Source organism: Marivita sp., from assembly GCF_020055635.1.
In the GTDB taxonomy this organism is placed as follows: domain Bacteria; phylum Pseudomonadota; class Alphaproteobacteria; order Rhodobacterales; family Rhodobacteraceae; genus Marivita.
On sequence record NZ_JAIPUT010000049.1, the window covers coordinates 1 to 16311 of the forward strand.

17 protein-coding genes and 1 pseudogene are annotated in these 16311 nt (G+C 64.1%); 8 read left to right on the plus strand and 10 right to left on the minus strand.

Going from position 1 to position 16311, the window contains the following annotated elements:
• From LCF60_RS18305 to dusB, 5 genes are all read right to left on the minus strand, one after another.
• On the minus strand, positions 1-622 hold a 622-nt coding region (locus tag LCF60_RS18305; RefSeq protein ID WP_292293767.1), incomplete at its 3' end, for a response regulator.
• A 27-nt stretch (positions 623-649) separates the two neighbouring features.
• Positions 650-2902 (minus strand): PAS domain-containing sensor histidine kinase, encoded by a 2253-nt coding sequence (locus LCF60_RS18310; RefSeq protein ID WP_292293817.1) that lies wholly within the window; start codon positions 2900-2902, stop codon positions 650-652.
• A 144-nt stretch (positions 2903-3046) separates the two neighbouring features.
• A complete protein-coding gene (locus LCF60_RS18315) occupies positions 3047-4417 on the minus strand; it encodes a response regulator (RefSeq protein ID WP_292293769.1) in 1371 nt (456 codons plus the stop codon).
• A complete protein-coding gene (locus tag LCF60_RS18320; RefSeq protein ID WP_292293770.1) occupies positions 4417-5523 on the minus strand; it encodes an ATP-binding protein in 1107 nt (368 codons plus the stop codon). Before LCF60_RS18320 ends, LCF60_RS18315 begins: the two co-directional genes overlap by 1 nt.
• The gene (gene dusB, locus LCF60_RS18325) at positions 5520-6476 is read right to left on the minus strand and encodes a tRNA dihydrouridine synthase DusB (RefSeq protein WP_292293771.1); all 957 of its coding nucleotides are present in this window, start codon (positions 6474-6476) and stop codon (positions 5520-5522) included. The genes LCF60_RS18320 and dusB overlap by 4 nt, the downstream gene beginning before the upstream one ends.
• A 214-nt stretch (positions 6477-6690) precedes the next feature.
• Between dusB and ispF the strand changes: the two are divergent.
• From ispF to LCF60_RS18340, 3 genes and pseudogenes are all read left to right on the plus strand, one after another.
• Positions 6691-7164 (plus strand): annotated as a pseudogene (gene ispF, locus LCF60_RS18330) (2-C-methyl-D-erythritol 2,4-cyclodiphosphate synthase); the annotation flags it as partial.
• Positions 7164-7649: a phosphatidylglycerophosphatase A gene (locus LCF60_RS18335; RefSeq protein WP_292293818.1), complete on the plus strand. Its 486-nt coding sequence runs from the start codon at positions 7164-7166 to the stop codon at positions 7647-7649. The pseudogene ispF and the gene LCF60_RS18335, both read left to right, overlap by 1 nt.
• Positions 7646-8131, plus strand: coding sequence for a CinA family protein (locus LCF60_RS18340; RefSeq protein WP_292293772.1), 486 nt, complete (start codon positions 7646-7648; stop codon positions 8129-8131). Before LCF60_RS18335 ends, LCF60_RS18340 begins: the two co-directional genes overlap by 4 nt.
• Here LCF60_RS18340 and LCF60_RS18345 read toward each other — a convergent pair.
• Positions 8122-8565 (minus strand): type II toxin-antitoxin system RatA family toxin, encoded by a 444-nt coding sequence (locus LCF60_RS18345; protein WP_292293774.1) that lies wholly within the window; start codon positions 8563-8565, stop codon positions 8122-8124. The two genes, LCF60_RS18340 and LCF60_RS18345, sit on opposite strands and share 10 nt — an antisense overlap.
• A 72-nt stretch (positions 8566-8637) precedes the next feature.
• On the opposite strand from LCF60_RS18345, the gene hpt reads away from it, so the two are divergent.
• Positions 8638-9180 (plus strand): hypoxanthine phosphoribosyltransferase, encoded by a 543-nt coding sequence (gene hpt, locus LCF60_RS18350; RefSeq protein ID WP_292293776.1) that lies wholly within the window; start codon positions 8638-8640, stop codon positions 9178-9180.
• A 32-nt stretch (positions 9181-9212) separates the two neighbouring features.
• On the opposite strand, the gene LCF60_RS18355 is transcribed toward hpt, so the two are convergent.
• Entirely contained in the window at positions 9213-10100 is an 888-nt protein-coding gene (locus LCF60_RS18355; protein WP_292293777.1) for a LysR family transcriptional regulator, read from the minus strand.
• A 97-nt stretch (positions 10101-10197) separates the two neighbouring features.
• On the opposite strand from LCF60_RS18355, the gene LCF60_RS18360 reads away from it, so the two are divergent.
• Both LCF60_RS18360 and LCF60_RS18365 read left to right on the plus strand, forming a co-directional pair.
• A complete protein-coding gene (locus tag LCF60_RS18360) occupies positions 10198-10662 on the plus strand; it encodes a cytochrome c (protein WP_292293779.1) in 465 nt (154 codons plus the stop codon).
• Between the two features lie 9 nt (positions 10663-10671).
• Positions 10672-11565: a cytochrome c gene (locus tag LCF60_RS18365; RefSeq protein ID WP_292293780.1), complete on the plus strand. Its 894-nt coding sequence runs from the start codon at positions 10672-10674 to the stop codon at positions 11563-11565.
• A 27-nt stretch (positions 11566-11592) separates the two neighbouring features.
• On the opposite strand, the gene lipA is transcribed toward LCF60_RS18365, so the two are convergent.
• Complete coding sequence (lipA, locus tag LCF60_RS18370) at positions 11593-12543, minus strand: lipoyl synthase (protein ID WP_292293781.1); 951 nt, start codon at positions 12541-12543, stop codon at positions 11593-11595.
• Positions 12544-12758: 215 nt separating this feature from the next.
• Positions 12759-13796: a DUF6456 domain-containing protein gene (locus LCF60_RS18375; RefSeq protein WP_292293783.1), complete on the minus strand. Its 1038-nt coding sequence runs from the start codon at positions 13794-13796 to the stop codon at positions 12759-12761.
• 245 nt (positions 13797-14041) lie between these two features.
• Here LCF60_RS18375 and LCF60_RS18380 point away from each other — a divergent pair, with 245 nt between their 5' ends.
• Positions 14042-14353 carry a DUF6477 family protein gene (locus LCF60_RS18380; RefSeq protein WP_292293784.1) on the plus strand — a complete coding sequence of 104 codons (312 nt, stop codon included), beginning with the start codon at positions 14042-14044 and terminating at the stop codon, positions 14351-14353.
• Here LCF60_RS18380 and LCF60_RS18385 read toward each other — a convergent pair.
• Positions 14346-15890, minus strand: coding sequence for a trimethylamine methyltransferase family protein (locus LCF60_RS18385; RefSeq protein WP_292293786.1), 1545 nt, complete (start codon positions 15888-15890; stop codon positions 14346-14348). The genes LCF60_RS18380 and LCF60_RS18385 overlap by 8 nt on opposite strands.
• Positions 15891-16107: 217 nt before the next feature.
• Here LCF60_RS18385 and LCF60_RS18390 point away from each other — a divergent pair, with 217 nt between their 5' ends.
• The gene (locus LCF60_RS18390) at positions 16108-16293 is read left to right on the plus strand and encodes a hypothetical protein (protein ID WP_292293788.1); all 186 of its coding nucleotides are present in this window, start codon (positions 16108-16110) and stop codon (positions 16291-16293) included.
• The last annotated feature ends 18 nt before the right edge of the window (positions 16294-16311 follow it).

The following is a 16311-nucleotide window of genomic DNA, read 5'->3' on the forward strand; positions in this document are numbered from 1 at the left end:
CTTCCATCGTCTCGGGGGCCACACCCGCGCAGTTCACCGTGATGAATGGCGCGCTGGCGCGGTTGGAATGCGCGTGGACATAGCGCGCCGCGATTTCCTTGCCGCAGCCCGCCGGCCCCGACAGCAGCACCCGACCGTTGGATTTCGTCACCTTGTCGAGATTCGACACCAGCGCGCGATAGGCGGCACATTCGCCGACCATCTGCGCCACGTCGGTCTCGCGGCGCTTGAGCTTCTGGTTCTCGCGGCGCAACCGGCTTGTTTCCATCGCGCGGCGAATGACGACCAGCAACTGGTCGATATTGAACGGCTTTTCGATGAAGTCGTAGGCGCCCTGCTTGATCGCGGCGACCGCGATCTCGATGTTGCCATGGCCCGAAATGATGACCACCGGCACATCCGGATTGTCGCGCTTGACGGTCTTGAGGATGTCGATCCCGTCCATGTTGCTGTCCTTGAGCCAGATATCAAGGATCAGCAACGAAGGCTCTTCGGTGTTGATCTCGGCCATCGCTTCGGAAGAGTTTCCGGCCAACCGCGTGGTGTAGCCCTCGTCTTCCAGAATATCGCCGATCAGTTCGCGGATATCGCGCTCATCATCTACAATCAGAATGTCACTCATCGTTTCACCTTTGTCCCACTTTAATCATCATGTCTCGAATTCCGGGTCGGCCAGCGCCTTGTCGGCCTGGTCCTTGTTGTCATTTTCGGGCTGTTCCGCAGCGATCATCACCGGCAGCCGGATCACCGCCATCGCACCGCGCCGGTCGGTGCCCTCAAAGGCGTCAGCAGGTTCGAGCCCCAGCGTGCCGCCATGTTCCTCGATGATCTTCTTGACGATCGGAAGGCCCAGCCCGGTGCCCTTGTCGCGCGTCGTCACATAGGGTTCAAACAGCCGCGAGGCGTCCTCGGGCAGCCCGATCCCGTTATCCGCGATGCGAATCTCGACGCTGTGATCGTCGCGGGTACAGGTGACGTGAATCTCTGGTTGAATCACGGCATCTGGATTCACTTCCATATATGTTTCAATGGCTTCACCGGCGTTCTTCATCAAGTTCGTGAAGGCCTGACCGATCATCGTCGCGTCGATCTCGGCCGGAATGCCATCGGGTGGCACATCGGTCACAAACCGCACATCGGGCTGGCCTGTCTCCTGCAACAGCACGACACCGCGCAGGATATTCACCAGGTCCTCCGGCTTGCGATCCGGCTCGGGCATCCGCGCGAACTTGGAAAACTCGTCGACAATGCGCCGCAGGTCGTTGGTCTGCCGGATGATGACCTCGGTCATCTGTTCGAGATGACTGGCGTCCTCATCCTCGAGGTGCCGGCGGAATTTGCGCCGGATGCGTTCGGCGGACAACTGGATCGGGGTCAGCGGGTTCTTGATCTCGTGGGCGATCCGCCGCGCGACATCGCCCCAGGCGGCCATGCGCTGGGCGCTGACCAGATCGGTCACGTCGTCAAAGGCGATCACATAGCCTTCGAGGCTGCCATCTTCGCGCCGCCGCGTCGACAGACGGACCAGCAGGTTTTCCAGACGCCCCTCGCGCGACACCTTGATTTCTTCCTGCGCGGTTTCGATGCGGTGCTCGCGCAGACGTTCGAAAAGCGGGCCGAACTCGGGAACGGCGACGGTGATCTGCACGCTGCGCTGGTTCTCCTGCCAGCCCAGCAACCGTTCGGCCGAGCGGTTCACGAAGGTCACGCGCCCATCGGGGTCCAGACCCACCACCCCGGAGGTCACGGAGGTCAGAACGGAATCGAACAAACGCTGGCGGCGTTCGATCTGACGGGTGTTGTCGAGCAGCGTTTCGCGCTGGCCCTTGAGCTGTCGGGTCATCTGGTTGAAGTAGCGGCCGAGCATTGCGATCTCGTCGTCACCGTCTTCCTCGAGCACCTGCACGTCAAGATCGCCGGACCCGACGCGCTGCGCCGCACCGGTCAACCGGCCCACAGGGCGGCTCAGACGTTCCGCGAACCACAGCCCCAGCCAGACGGCGGCAAGGATCAGCAGGAATGCGAACCCCAGGTAGAGCAGCGCGAAATCGAACAGCACGCGCCCCCGGTCGTTTTCCTGTTGCTGGTAGAACCGCGCGGTGGCCTGCGTATCGTCGAGCAGGTTCAGGATCTGCCCGTCCACCTCGCGGGTGATGAAAAGATACCGGTCGGTGAAGGCCAGCAGCGGGACCATCGCCCGCAGCTCGTTGTTGTCCCAGTCCTGCACCAGTGCGAGGCCGTTCTCGTTCGCCTCGGAGAACACGGCTGCTGTCGGGCGTTCATAGTCGAACAGGTATGAGCCTTCGCCGCGGGCACGAATTTCCCCTGCACCGTCAATGACATAAGCTTCGCGAAGCCCGCGCTGGATCTGCGCCTGCCCCTGGCTGAGCGCCTGCCGGAGTTCGCCGTCATCCATGATGAAGGTGGCGCGGCGGTTGGCGTCGAGGAAGGCCGCCAGGGCCTGCGCATCCTGCGACAGCGCCTCGCGATGTTCCTCTTCGTAAGCTTCGGCCGCGGACAGGGACGCGCCGACGACGTTGCGCACCCGGTCGGAAAACCATGTTTCGAGGCCGATATTGATGGTCAGCACGGCAAAGACCGCCACGGTGATCGTCGGCAAGAGCGCCATCAGCGCAAAGGCCCCGGTCAAGCGCAGATGCAAACGCGATCCGGCGGACTTGGCGCGCCGCGCGGCGATCAGGTTGACCACGCGCCGCAGCACCAGCGCGGCCAGCAGCAACACGTAGATCAGGTCGGCCAGCAGAACCAGCCGCAGGTTGAACTGCGCCCCGGTGCCGCTGTCGAGCGGGCCGAGAACAAGGATGGTTGCAACGGCGAGAACAGGCCCGAGCAGCACCAGACCAAGGGTCAGGGCGTTCTGATAGCGCCGCTGTCGGCGCATCCGGCTGAGCCGGGTCCAATTCAAGGAGCGTGCCCAGGTGGCCACAGCCAACCCCCGCCTTTATGTGCCGCGCAGCCCGGCCACCACCATATTATGTGTTTCCGCCACACTACGTCACCGGCGGAACACTATTATGTGGCAGTTTTACATCAACTTGCGGCGCCGTGTCACCTGAATATCGAGGTCGGTGATCTTCTTTCTGAGGGTATTTCGATTAATTCCCAGCAAATCGGCACATTTTGCCTGGTTTCCGCCGGTCGCCTCGAGCGCGATCTCGATCAGCGGGGCCTCGATCTCGCGCAGGATTCGCGGATAGAGGCCGGGCGGCGGCAACATCGTGCCATGCAGGTCGAAATAGCGGCGCAGGTGACGCGCGACCGAGGCGCTCAGTTTCTCGCTGTCGCCGCCGCGCAGCACCGGGCCGGTCTCGGGCTGGTTGCCCAGAACGTTCTCGACCTCGGCGCGGGTGATTTCATCGGCACGCGATGTCAGGCTGAGCCGGCGCACCACGTTTTCAAGCTGCCGCACGTTTCCGGGCCAGCTATAGGCGCGGAACAAATCGGCGGCGTCTTCCGACAGCCAGCGCTTGGCGCCGCCTTCACGTTCGGCGCGGGCCAGGAAATGGTCACTCAGCAACGCGATGTCGTCCACCCGTTCGCGCAGGGACGGCACGGCGATCGTTGCACCGCTGATGCGGTAATAGAGGTCTTCTCGCACGCCGCTGTTGGAAATGCCCTGCCCCGGATCGGTCTGGCTGGTGGCGATGAAGCGCGGAACATTGTCGCCGGGGCCGTCCATCATGCGGACGATCCGGGCCTGTACCTCGTCGGGCACATCCGCCAGTTCGTCGATCAGGAGCGTGCCGCCCCGGACCCGCGCGAGAATACGCGCCGGGCCCTCGATGTCGGACAGGTCGTTGGCGGTCACCGTGACGAAGGGCAAGGACCGGCGATCGGAGAAATCATGCAGCGCCTTGGCGATCAGCGACTTGCCGGTTCCGGATTCGCCGCAGATCAGCACCGGCAGATCGGTGTTCATCACCTTGGCCACCAGCCGGTAGAGCGCCTGCATCGCGGGCGTCTTGCCGATCAGCGGCAGATCGTCGGGCGCATCGCTGGGCGTGATATCGGATGCCGGGCGCGGCGACCGGGTGCGGGAATCCAGCGCCTTGGCCGTGCGCTTCATCAGGTCCGGCAGGTCGAAGGGCTTGGGCAGGTAATCATAGGCTTCGGCCTCGGCGGCCTGGATCGCCGTCATGATCGTGTTCTGCGCCGAGATCACGATCACCGGCAGGTCGGGCCGGTCCTGGGCGATCTTGGGCAACATCTCGAGCCCGTTGCCGTCGGGCATGATCACGTCGGAAATCACCACGTCGCCCTTGCCCTCGGCGACCCAGCGCATCAGCGTGGTGAGCGACGAGGTGGCGTGCACCTTGCAGCCCGCCCGGGTCAGGGCCTGCGTGAGAACCGTGCGGATCGTGCGGTCGTCATCCGCGACAAGTACCGTGCCATCCATCAGTCTGAGTCCTTTTGTTTACGCGGTGCCTGCGGCAGCGAAATGCGAAAGCGTGTCTTTCCGGGAACCGAGTCCACCGCGACCCAGCCGTCGTGATCCGAGATGATCTTGCTGACCAGCGCGAGGCCCAGCCCGGTGCCGTTTTCGCGGCCCGAGACAAAGGGGTCGAACACGTCGCCCCGGATCTCGGGCGGCAGGCCCGGCCCGTCGTCGATCACCTCGACCTGAAGCGGCAGCGACTGCCCCGAGCCATCGGCGCGGCGGAGGCTGTAGCTGTGCTCGTAATAGGTGTGCAGCCGGATCGTGCCGCCCTGCTTGGGATCGGCGGCCTCGGACGCGTTCTTGATGAGGTTCATGAAGACCTGGAGCAGCTGGTCGCCATCGGCGAGCGCCATCGGCAGCGAGGGGTCATAATCCTCGATGATCCGCATATGCGCGCCGAAGCCCAGCAGCGCGGAGCGGCGCGCCCGGTCGAGCAGGTCATGCAGGTTCACCGGTTTGCGCTCGGGCACGGACAGGTTGCCGAACTGTTCGACCTGTTCCAGCAGTTTCACGATGCGGCGGGTTTCGGCGACGATCAGGTCGGTCAGCTCAAGGTCGCCGCTGTTGAGGTTCATGCTCAGCAGTTGCGCGGCACCGGTGATCCCGGCGAGGGGATTCTTGATTTCATGCGCCAGCATTTCCGCCATGCCGATGGCCGACTTGGCGGCGGATTTCACCGTCTGGCTCTGGTTCACCCGGCCGGCAAGCTCGCGCGGGCTGATCAGCAGGATCATGCAGCCCTCGTGGCCCTGAACCGGCGCGATCTGAAGATTGCAGACCAAGGGCGGCCGCGAGCCCGGACCGATATCGACATCGTTGACGAAAAGGGGCGTGCCGTTCTGACGCGCCCGGGCGAGGCTTTTTTCCATCGGGGCATCGACGGTCAGCCGGTCCCAGACCGGTTGCCCGCGCAGCCACTTGGCCGAGTTGTTCATGAACCCCTCTGCCGCCGGGTTCATGTCGAGGATGCGTTCGTCGCCGTCGATGACGATCGCCGGAACCGGCAGCGATGACCAGATGGAGGCTTCGTCCACCGCCTTCGGGCGACCGGATTCGTCGTTCATGCCGCCTGCCTCTTGCCTGTCAGCAGCGCATCGGGCAGCGCCGCAAATACGAATCCGGGGTCTTTCGCGGTCAGGATCGCCTGGCGCAGGTCCGAAGGGGTGCCAGCGTCGTCCATGTACCAGCCAAGATGCTTGCGCGCGACGCGGCTGCCCAGGTCGCGGCCGTAGAAGCCAAGCATGGCGTCGTAATGCCCGCGCACCAGGTCGACCAACGCCGTGCCGGTTGGAATCACCGGCCTTGGCGTGCCATAGATGTCGGCCGCGATTTCGGCCAGCGCCCACGGACGGCCCTGAGCGCCACGGCCGACCATGACGCCATCGGCGCCGCTTTGGGACAGCGCCGTGCGGGCAGTAGCGGTGTCGACGATGTCGCCATTGGCCACGACGGGGATCGACACGGCCTGTTTGATCGGCCGGATGGCGCGCCAGTCGGCACGGCCCTTGTAGAACTGGCAGCGGGTGCGGCCGTGAATCACGATCATCGCGATTCCGATGGCTTCGGCGCGTTGGGCCAGTTCGGCCGCGTTATGCGATCCGTCATCCCAGCCGAGCCGGGTTTTCAGCGTCACGGGCACGTCGACCGCGCCCACCACCGCCTCGATCAGCCGGCAGGCGTGATCCAGATCGCGCAACAGCGCCGAGCCGGAGTAGCCGCCGACCACCTTCTTGGCCGGGCAGCCCATGTTGATGTCGATCACCCGCGCCCCCATGGCTGCGACCCTGCGGGCCGCCTCGGCCATCGCCTCGGGGGTGCGGCCAGCCAGTTGCACCGAGGTGTTGGCGATGTCCGCGCCAAGCTCGGCCTTTTCGCGGCTGCCGGGGCGCGCCGTCAGGAACTCACCGCTCGCGATCATTTCGGACACGACACGCCCCGCTCCGAAGCGCGACACCAGGCTGCGGAAGGGCAGATCGGTGATTCCGGCCAGCGGGGCCAGCAGCACCGGCGGAGACATCAATGTTTGTGGAACCGACGGAGACACCGTTATCAATCCTTGCTGAATGAGTTTGAGCTACGCCTTGCCTGCACACCATTCAATGATATCAGCCTGAAAAACAGACCAACCGAACGCACTTGCCTAATTTTTAGGCAAGCCAACCGGGGCGATTGCACAGGACCCGAACAGACCGTAGACCAAAGACAGGTTTTCGAGGGGTTTGAAGATGAAAGTCCGGCTGGGCAATGGGTACGATGTTCACAAGTTCGGGCCGGGCGATCACGTCGTTCTGTGTGGCGTGAAAGTTCCGCATGATCAGGGGCTTGTGGGGCATTCCGATGCGGATGTCGGGATGCACGCCCTTACCGACGCTTTGTACGGCGCGTTGGCCGCCGGGGATATCGGACGGCACTTTCCGCCCTCAGACCCGCAATGGAAGGGCGCGCAGAGCGACATTTTCCTGAAACATGCCGTCCAGATGGTCCGCGACGCGGGATTCGCCGTCAGCAATGTCGATTGCACGCTGGTCTGCGAATTCCCGAAAATCGGCCCCCATGCCGAGGCGATGCGGGCCGCGCTGGCCGCAATCATGTCCATTCCCGTTGACGATATCTCGGTCAAGGCGACCACGTCGGAAAAGCTGGGCTTCACCGGCCGGGGCGAGGGAATCGCCGCCATCGCCACAGCCGCTCTGGTGGCGCCATGATGAAGCTTGTCGCCACGTTTTTCGGCGTCGGATACCTGCGCCCTGCCCCGGGCACCTGGGGGTCGCTGGCCGCCCTGCCCGTCGCCTATGCCATCCTGTCCTTCGGCGGGTTCTGGCTGCTGCTGAACCTGACCTTTTTCGTCTTCGTGTCGGGCTGGATCGCCACGCGCGAGGTGACGCGCGGCCAGGTCGACCATGACCCGGATTATATCGTCATCGACGAGGTTGCCGGCCAGTGGGTCGCCCTGTTTCCGGTCGGGTATGGCGCGATGATGATGTCGGTCGAGTTGTGGCAGTTGTATCCCGGCTGGATCGCGGCCTTCCTGCTGTTCCGGCTGTTCGACATCTGGAAGCCGTGGCTGGTGGGCAAGGCGGATGCGCGCAACGATCCGCTTGGGGTGATGGTGGATGACGTGATCGCCGGGGTGTTCGCGGCCATCGGCGTGATTGCCCTTGCGGCGCTGTTCCACATGGTGCTGATGTGACCGAAACCCTGGCGCAGGAGGTGCTTCGGCTGGCAGTCGAGGCGGGAGCGAGTGTCACCACCGCCGAAAGCTGCACCGGCGGCATGGTGGCGGCGGCGATCACCGATTGCGCCGGGTCCTCGGCCGTATTCGAGCGCGGATTCGTCACCTATTCCAACGCCGCCAAGACCGAGATGCTGGGCGTCCGGCCCGCCACCCTCGAGGCGCATGGCGCGGTGTCGGAAGAGGTCGTGCTGGAAATGGCGCTGGGCGCACGCGGTGCGGCGGGGGCGACGCTTGCGGTGTCGATCAGCGGCATCGCGGGGCCCGGCGGATCCGAGCGCAAACCCGAGGGGCGTGTCTGTTTCGGGCTTGCCACCCCCCACGCCGTACAGACCAAGACGGTCGAATTCGGCGCGTCTGGCCGGGCGCAGGTGCGCGCGGCGGCGCGGGACGAAGCGTTGCGCCTTCTGATCGCGGCGCTGAAAGACGGTCAGGTATAAAGCTCGGCCGCGCGCCGTTCGAAGGCGCGCACGATGCGCTGCATGGCTTCGTAAAAGAACATGCCCGCCGCCCCTTGCAGGATGCGGTTCTTGAATTCGAAATCGACGAAGAACGTCACTTCGACCCCGCCGTCCACATCCTTGAAGCCCCAGTTCGAATGCATGTGGCGGAACGGCCCATCCAGGTATTCGGTGTCGATCTTCATGACCTCGGGCCACAGCACCACCCGGCTTCCAAAGCGTTCGCGGAAGACCTTGAAGCTGATCACGAGGTCGGCCAGCATCACCTCGTGATCGCCCCGATCCTCGCGCGAGCGGATGCGGGCGGCCGCCGTCCAGGGCAGGAACTTGGGGTAATTCGACACGTCCGCCACAAGATCATACATCTGTTGCGCCGTGTACGGCAGGGTGCGGGTTTCGGAATGTGTGGGCATCTGCTCTTGTGTTTTGACCGTGACAGTGGCGGGGGATGTCGTATTGTGCGCGCGAAAAATCAAGGGAAACCTATGACAAAGCGTCCTTATGTCATCGACGAAATGATCTCGGCCAAGGCGATTGCCGCCCGGATCGAAGAGCTTTGCGCCGATATCCGCAAGGAGTTTCAGAACACCGACAAGCTTGTGGTCGTCGGGTTGTTGCGCGGAAGCTTTGTCTTCATCGCCGACCTGGTGCGCGAACTGGACCTGCCCGTCGAGGTCGATTTCCTCGAGGCATCATCATATGGCGACAGCATGGAATCAAGTCGCGAGGTGCGTATCCTGAAGGATTTGCGCGGCCGGATCGAAGGCCGGGACGTGCTGGTGGTCGAGGATATCGTCGACACCGGCCATACGCTCAAGCACGTGGTCGGCCTGCTTGCATCGCGCAATCCGGACCGGCTTCGGACCATTGCGCTTCTGGACAAGCCGTCGCGGCGCGAAACGGATGTGGCCGCCGACTGGATCGGCTTTTCGATCCCGGATGAATTTGTCGTGGGCTATGGCATCGACTATGCACAGCGCAATCGCAACCTGCCCTATATCGGCAAGGTGCGCTTTCCCGAAGACTGACCGTGACCTGCCCCGCAGCCCGCTGAACCGGGTCACGCCGGACGTTTCGCCACGTCCTGCTCTCCGGCGAGCGCCGAAAGATGTGGCTGCAGCAGCTTTTCCACCGCGTCCATGAGCCCTTGCAGCCGGTCGCTGCCCGCCAGATCGCGGTGACAGGCGATCCAGACCGGCACCGTCATGTCCGGCGCCGCAGACGGGACGCGCACCAGTTCGGGGGAGGCATCGCCGAGGATGCAGGGCAGGATCGCCTGCGCGCTGCCACGCGCCACCATCTGGGTGAGCAGGCAGAAGCTGTCGGCGCCGGCAGATATGTCGCTCGAGTCGATATCGCGGGCCATCCATTGCGCCGGGCCCGAGCGCTCCAGCGCACCGGTCAATCCCAGCCAGGTGCGCACATCGGTCGCCGAGGCGCGCCTGTAGACCGCAAATCGCATCTCGGCGACCTGCTTGCCGTAAAGATCGTCGGACAGGACCATCGCCGGGCGCAACGCGAGATCCGCGCGCAGGCGGGCCATGTCGAGATGCGCATTCGACGACATGTAGACCAGGCGGTCGGGCTGAATGCGCCGCGACAGGGCCGGATAGATCCAGGCCAGCACGGTCTGGCAGAACGTATCGGTCGAGGTCAGGCGCACGGTCTTGCCCGAAGCGCCGCGATGTCCGCGCATCAGGGTCTCGGCGGAATGCACATGCTGGGCCGCAAGCCGCGCCGCCTCGATCACAGGTGCGCGATTGGGACGAAGCCGGTAGCCGCTGCGATCCCGTTCGAAGACCGGTCCGCCGCAGCTTTCCTCGAAGGACGCGATTCGCCGCAGAACCGTTGCATGGTTGACCCCGAGCGCCTTCGCGGCCGCGTTGACCGAGCCGGTATCGGCCACCGCCAGCACGAAGCGCAGATCGTCCCAGTTCAGCTTGTGCATGGATGCGGACCCTCTTTGCATTTTCTAACAATTAATTTGTGCATCGCGCCGGGCATACTAGTTTTTAGGTCTTATCGTGTTCAGGGAGTTCAAATTAATGAAAAAGCATCTCGCATTTGCAATCGCCTTCGCCGCACTGGGATGCGGCACGTCGGTTTACGCACAAGAAGATTTCTCGGCGCAATTGAAAGCGCGGCAGGGGCAGTTCCGCATCATGGCCATCAACCTGGGCATCCTGGGCGGCATGGCGCAGGGCAAGATCGACTACGACGCGGAGGCCGCTCAGGCCGCGGCCGACTCGCTGGTGGGCGTGTCGATGATTCAACAGCCGCCCATGTGGCCCGAAGGTTCGGACAACATGTCCATCGACGGCACCCGCGCACAGCCCACCATCTGGGAGGACAAGGTCGATTTCCTGTCCAAGTGGGAAGATCTCGGAACCGCAGCGGCCGGGATCCAGACGGCGGCGTCCGGCGGTGTCGAGGCGCTTGGCCCCGCGATGGGTCAGATCGGCGGCGCCTGCAAGGCCTGTCACGACACGCATCGCGCCCCCGAAAGCTGATCCGCACCCATGCGGCGTGGTTTGATGACAGGCACACTTGTCCTGGCGGCCATTGCGGCGGCCGGGTTCTTCGTGACGCGGGCCACGCCGATTGACAGCTCTGCCCTTGCCGGGCACGTTGGTGACCCGGCAAGCGGCGAAACCATCTTCATCGCCTCAGGCTGCGCGTCCTGCCATGCAGCGCCGGAGGCAGAGGGCGATGCCAAGCTGGTCCTTGCGGGCGGGCAACGATTCGAGTCCGATTTCGGGACCTTCGTGGCGCCCAATGTTTCGCCCCATCCCGAAGGGGGCCTTGGCAGTTGGTCGCTGGCCGAGTTCGCCAGCGCGGTGCAGCAGGGCGTGTCGCCCGACGGTCGGCATTATTATCCGGCCTTCCCCTACACGTCTTACACCCGCATGACGGATCAGGACGTGGTCGATCTTTGGGCCTATTGGCAAACCCTGCCCGCCGACGCGACCCCCAGCCAACCGCACGAGGTTGGATTTCCGTTCAACATCCGCCGCTCTGTCGGGGTCTGGAAACAGATTTACCTTGAAGATGACTGGGTGATGGCCTCAGCCGACACGCCCGAGATCGAGCGCGGGCGCTATCTTGTAGAGGCGTTGGCGCATTGCGGGGAATGTCACACGCCCCGCACCGCGCTGGGGGGGCTGGACAGGTCGGCGTGGCTTGAAGGCGCGCCGAACCCGACCGGGCGTGGCACCATCCCGGCGCTGACCCCGGACGAACTGACCTGGGGACCGACCGAGATCGCCTATTACCTCGAAACCGGGTTCACCCCGGATTTCGACAGTGCCGGCGGTCACATGGTGGCGGTGATCGAGAATTTCGCGCAACTTCCCGCCAGCGACCGCGAGGCGGTTGTCGCCTATCTCAAGGCGTTGCCCCAGCCAAAGCCCTGACGGCTTCGGCCAGAAGCGTTCGGACGCTCAGGCCTTGGCCAGCTTGGCGTCCCGATTGGCGCGCAGACGGGCGAAATCGTCGCCGGCGTGATAGGATGACCGGGTCAGCGGCGTGGCCGACACCATCAGGAACCCCTTGCCGAAGGCGGCTTTCTCGTAGCTGGCGAATTCCTCGGGCGTGACGAAGCGATCCACGGCGTGGTGTTTCGGCGTCGGCTGAAGGTATTGGCCGATGGTCAGGAAATCCACATCCGCCGCGCGCATGTCGTCCATCACCTGCAACACCGATTGGCGGTCCTCGCCCAGGCCCGCCATGATGCCCGACTTGGTAAAGATTGCCGGGTCGATCTCTTTGACCCGCTGCAACAGGCGAAGGGAATGGAAATAACGCGCGCCGGGGCGCACTTCGGGATAGAGGCCGGGCACGGTTTCAAGATTGTGGTTGAACACGTCGGGCCGCGCCGCAACCACCGTTTCAAGCGCGGAAGGTGCGCATTTCAGGAAATCGGGCGTCAGGATCTCGATCGTCGTTCCCGGCGACCGGTGCCGCACGGCGCGGATGGTCTGGGCGAAATGCTCGGCGCCGCCATCGTCAAGGTCATCCCGGTCCACCGACGTGATCACCACGTGGTTCAGACCCAGTTTCTGCACCGCATCCGCGACGCGCCCCGGCTCGAACGCATCCAGCGTGTCGGGACGGCCCGTCGCAATGTTGCAGAAGGTGCAGCCACGGGTGCAGATGTCCCCCATGATCATCATGGTGGCGTGTCCCTGCCCCCAGCATTCGCCGGCATTGGGACAGCCCGCCTCTTCGCACACGGTGACCAGCTTGTGTTCGCGCATGATCCGGCGCGTTTCGTTATAGCCCTCGCCGCCGGGGGCTTTCACCCGGATCCAGCTTGGCTTCTTGGGCTGTGCGTTATCCGGACGATGGGCTTTCTCTGGATGACGCTGTTCCGGTATCTTGAGGTCGCGCAACGTTTTTTCCCCGCAATGTCAGGTTCGAACTGCTTTAACATATAGAACTGCAGGAGGTAGTACCAGTGTTGCATAGCTGCGTTGCGGCTTTCAAATTCCCTCCGTAACGAGTACCTCCTGCACCCTATCCGCACCCTATCAGACAGGGATATGCCCGACAGCGTCCTGCGCCTTGCGTCGATCTGTCCCGGATCTGTCCCGATGTCGAAGACGCGTCAGCCGATCAGCAGCCCCCCCTTGGCGCGCGTCCCCGCGTAGAACAGGTGCAGACGCTGCAGGGCGATGCGCAACACCACCTTGCCGGACCGCGCCGACCAGCCCAGCCGTTTCTCGGTTGCCTCCAGCCCTTCGCGCAGGCAGCAACAGCGCAGGACGACCTCGCTCAGGCCCGGACCAAGGTCGATGATCGCGTCGAGGGTCCGTAGAATGGCGGCGCCCTGCCGCGTATCGGTCAGCCTGCGCGCGCCATCGTAATGCCGCTTCAGGGCGTCGGGCCCATCCCAGCCCAGAAGATCGGTGTCGCCGAACCCGGCGACGACGTAATCCTCGTAAAGGCGATCACCCGCCAAGACGAAATCCGGCGGCAGGAACGGCTTGCCATCCGGGCCACGCCGCCGCGCCAGCGCGGTGAGCGGGCTTTCGGAGCCGGGTCCGTTCGAGATGGCACGGTTGCGCGAACGGCGATCCGGGCCGGCATGGGCAAGGTCCGAAAACGGATCATCCCCAGGTCGCAAGGCCCGTGCATCCCGTGCCGCGACCAGCCCCGGCAACGCGCTGCGGCCTTCGGATGTGACCCGGTAGCGCTTGACCGACGCCCCGCCCACCGGAGCGATCCAGTCGCGCAACACCAGCGCCGCGGCCAGATCGGCGTCGATGGCGCCCAGCAACAGCGTATCCCCCTCTGCGACCGTCTTGACGATAGCCGGTTTCGGCAGATCCGCGCTGTAGATCAGGATCGCGCGCGGCTCGCACAGCTGTCGCAGCGCATCGGTCGCCGCATCGAGGCGGGTGATCCGGGTCGCCCCCCCGTCCGCTTCGGGATAACCGCGCAAGAGCTGGTCGATCAGCGGGTCTTCCCGCTGGGTTTCGAGTTTACGAACCTGGCGCAGGATGGTGGATGCATGGCATCCCGCCTCACGGGCGATGTCGCGGATCGGGCGTCCTTCGGCGGTGTGTTCCAGGTACCGCCGCGCAGTTTCGGGCAAAAGCGCATCCAGACCCTTGCGGGCCGGGAGGTGGTGCAGGTCAGTCATCGAGATCCCCCATTTCCAGTTCGTCAGAAATTATCCCCAGGCTTATCCACAGACGAAACACAACCTAGAGATGCAAATGTTTCTGATTTGTTAACTTTTGGCGCTAGGGAAGTTTTTGTTTCCAATTAGTAAACAAATGGGAATGGCAGCGTTCGCAGAACGCGTGTTCACGCAACACATCTTAGGGTTGTGTCATGATGCCGTTGTTCATCTGGCCTCCATCGCCAGACCACAAGGGGACCCTCATGCAAGATCTACTGACCCAACTCTCGAATTTGCGCCGCCCGCGCCTGCTGATCCGTGCTGCCCGGATCGGGGCCGACACCTACCGGCGCGAGTCGCGGCTGCCGCGGCTGCTGGGCTATGGCGTGATGCCGCGCACGGGTCCGGCACTGGTCCGCCTGATGGCGATGGAGGCCGACATGAACGCGCAACGCGAGAACGGCGACGCCTGTTACAGCGTCGCCGCGCATGTCGAGCTCTTGACCGCGGTGATGGGAGAATCCCGCCTTCTGCGCGCGCAGGCACAGGCCGAAACTCCCGCCGCGATTACATGAAGGCGTCGGGCATCGACGCCTTTTTACGGGCCACGTAATCGCTCAGTGCCTGCTCGATCGCCGGATCGAGCGGCGGCTGCTGATAGGTGTCGATCAGGCGCTGCACCCGTTCGCTGGCAAGCATGAAGGTGTCGCGCGCGCCGTCGTCGATCCAGGTCTCGTAGGGTTTGAAGTCGAACACCTCGGACCGCCAGAACGCCGACTTGAAATGCGACTGCGTGTGCGCGCAGCCAAGGTAATGCCCGCCCGGCCCCACTTCGGCAATCGCGCCCATCGCCTGCGCTTCTTCATCGGTCGCCACGCCCTGCGCCATCTTGTGCAGCGCGCCCAGCTGGTCGGCGTCCATGACGAACTTCTCGAAGGACGCGACCAGCCCGCCTTCAAGCCAGCCACAGGCGTGGAGCATGAAGTTCACACCGGACAAAAGCCCCATGTTCAGGCTGTTCGCGGTCTCGTAGGCCGCCTGCGCGTCAGGCAGCTTGGAGCCGGTGAAGCTCCCTGCTGACCGGAACGGCAGACCCATGCGGCGGGCCAGTTGCCCTGCGCCATAGGTGATCTGGCTGGCTTCGGGCGTACCGAAGGTCGGCGCACCCGAATTCATGTCGATCGAGGTCACGAAGGCGCCGAAGATCACCGGCGCACCGGGGCGCACCAACTGGCTGTAGGCGATGCCCGCCATCACTTCGGCCAGAACCTGGGTCAGCGTCCCCATCACCGACACCGGCGCCATGGCACCGCCGACGATGAACGGGCTGATGATGCAGGCCTGGTTGTTCTGCGCATAAACCTCGAGGGCGCCCATCATCACGTCGTCGAAGGTCATCGGCGAGTTGATGTTGATGAGCGAGGTCATCACGGTGTTGTTCTGCACGAAGTCCTTGCCGAACAGGATCTCGCACATCTCGACGCTGTCCTGCGCGCGGCTGGGTTCGGTGACGGAGCCCATGAACGGCTTGTCGCTCAGCGTCATGTGCGCCTTGAGCATGTCCAGATGGCGCTTGTTGACGGCGATGTCCGTCGGTTCGCACACCGTGCCGCCGGAATGGTGCAGCCATTTGGACATGTAGCCCAGCTTCACGAATTTCTCGAAATCGGCCATGGTGGCATAGCGGCGGCCGCCGGCGGCGTCATGCACGAAGGGTGGGCCGTAGACGGGCGCCAGCACAAGGTTCCGGCCACCGATCTCGACCGACCGGGCCGGGTTGCGCGCGTGCTGGGTAAAGGTCGCGGGCGCGGTGCTGCACAGCTTGCGCGCCAGGCCACGGGGGATTCGCACCCGTTCACCGGTCACTTCGGCCCCGGCCTCGCGCCAGCGATCCAGCGCCGCCGGGTTGTTGACGAAGTTCACGCCGATCTCGGCCAGCACCGTTTCGGCGTTCGTCTCGATGATATCGAGCGCCTCGTCGTTGAGGATCTCGAAATTCGGGATATTGCGCTGAATGTACCCGGCCGTTTCGACAGAGACAGCCGTGCGCTCTGCCCGTCGCGCCGCACCGCCACCACCGCGTGACCGTCTGCGTGCTTCTGCTTCTGCCATGCCTGCCCTCCATTCGGGTCCGATTGATCCCCCGGCACATTCTCCGGTGCACCTTCCTTAGTATGAGCCCGGAGCGCGTCAGGGACAGATTGCGGCTAGTTGGTTGCGAAAGCGACATTCCGGCCCGTGCGATGCGACATGGCGTCGGGCTTTGGCGCCTTTTCGGAACCAGCCCGCGCGGCGCGGGTTGTCACCGCGAGACATAAGGAGAAATCCCATGCGCTTTGCCCCCGTCAGAACCGCCGCGATGTTCGCCGTCCTCCTGGCCGGCATCGTCGTCGCCTGGATCGGATTCGCCAGCCCGACCGTGCCATTCGGCATCACCATCGTGTTGTGTTTCCTGGTCTGGATCTTCGGTGCGCGGCTGGCCAATGCCGTCATCACGCGCAACCGCATGGAGTGACCTGCCAACACAGCGAAA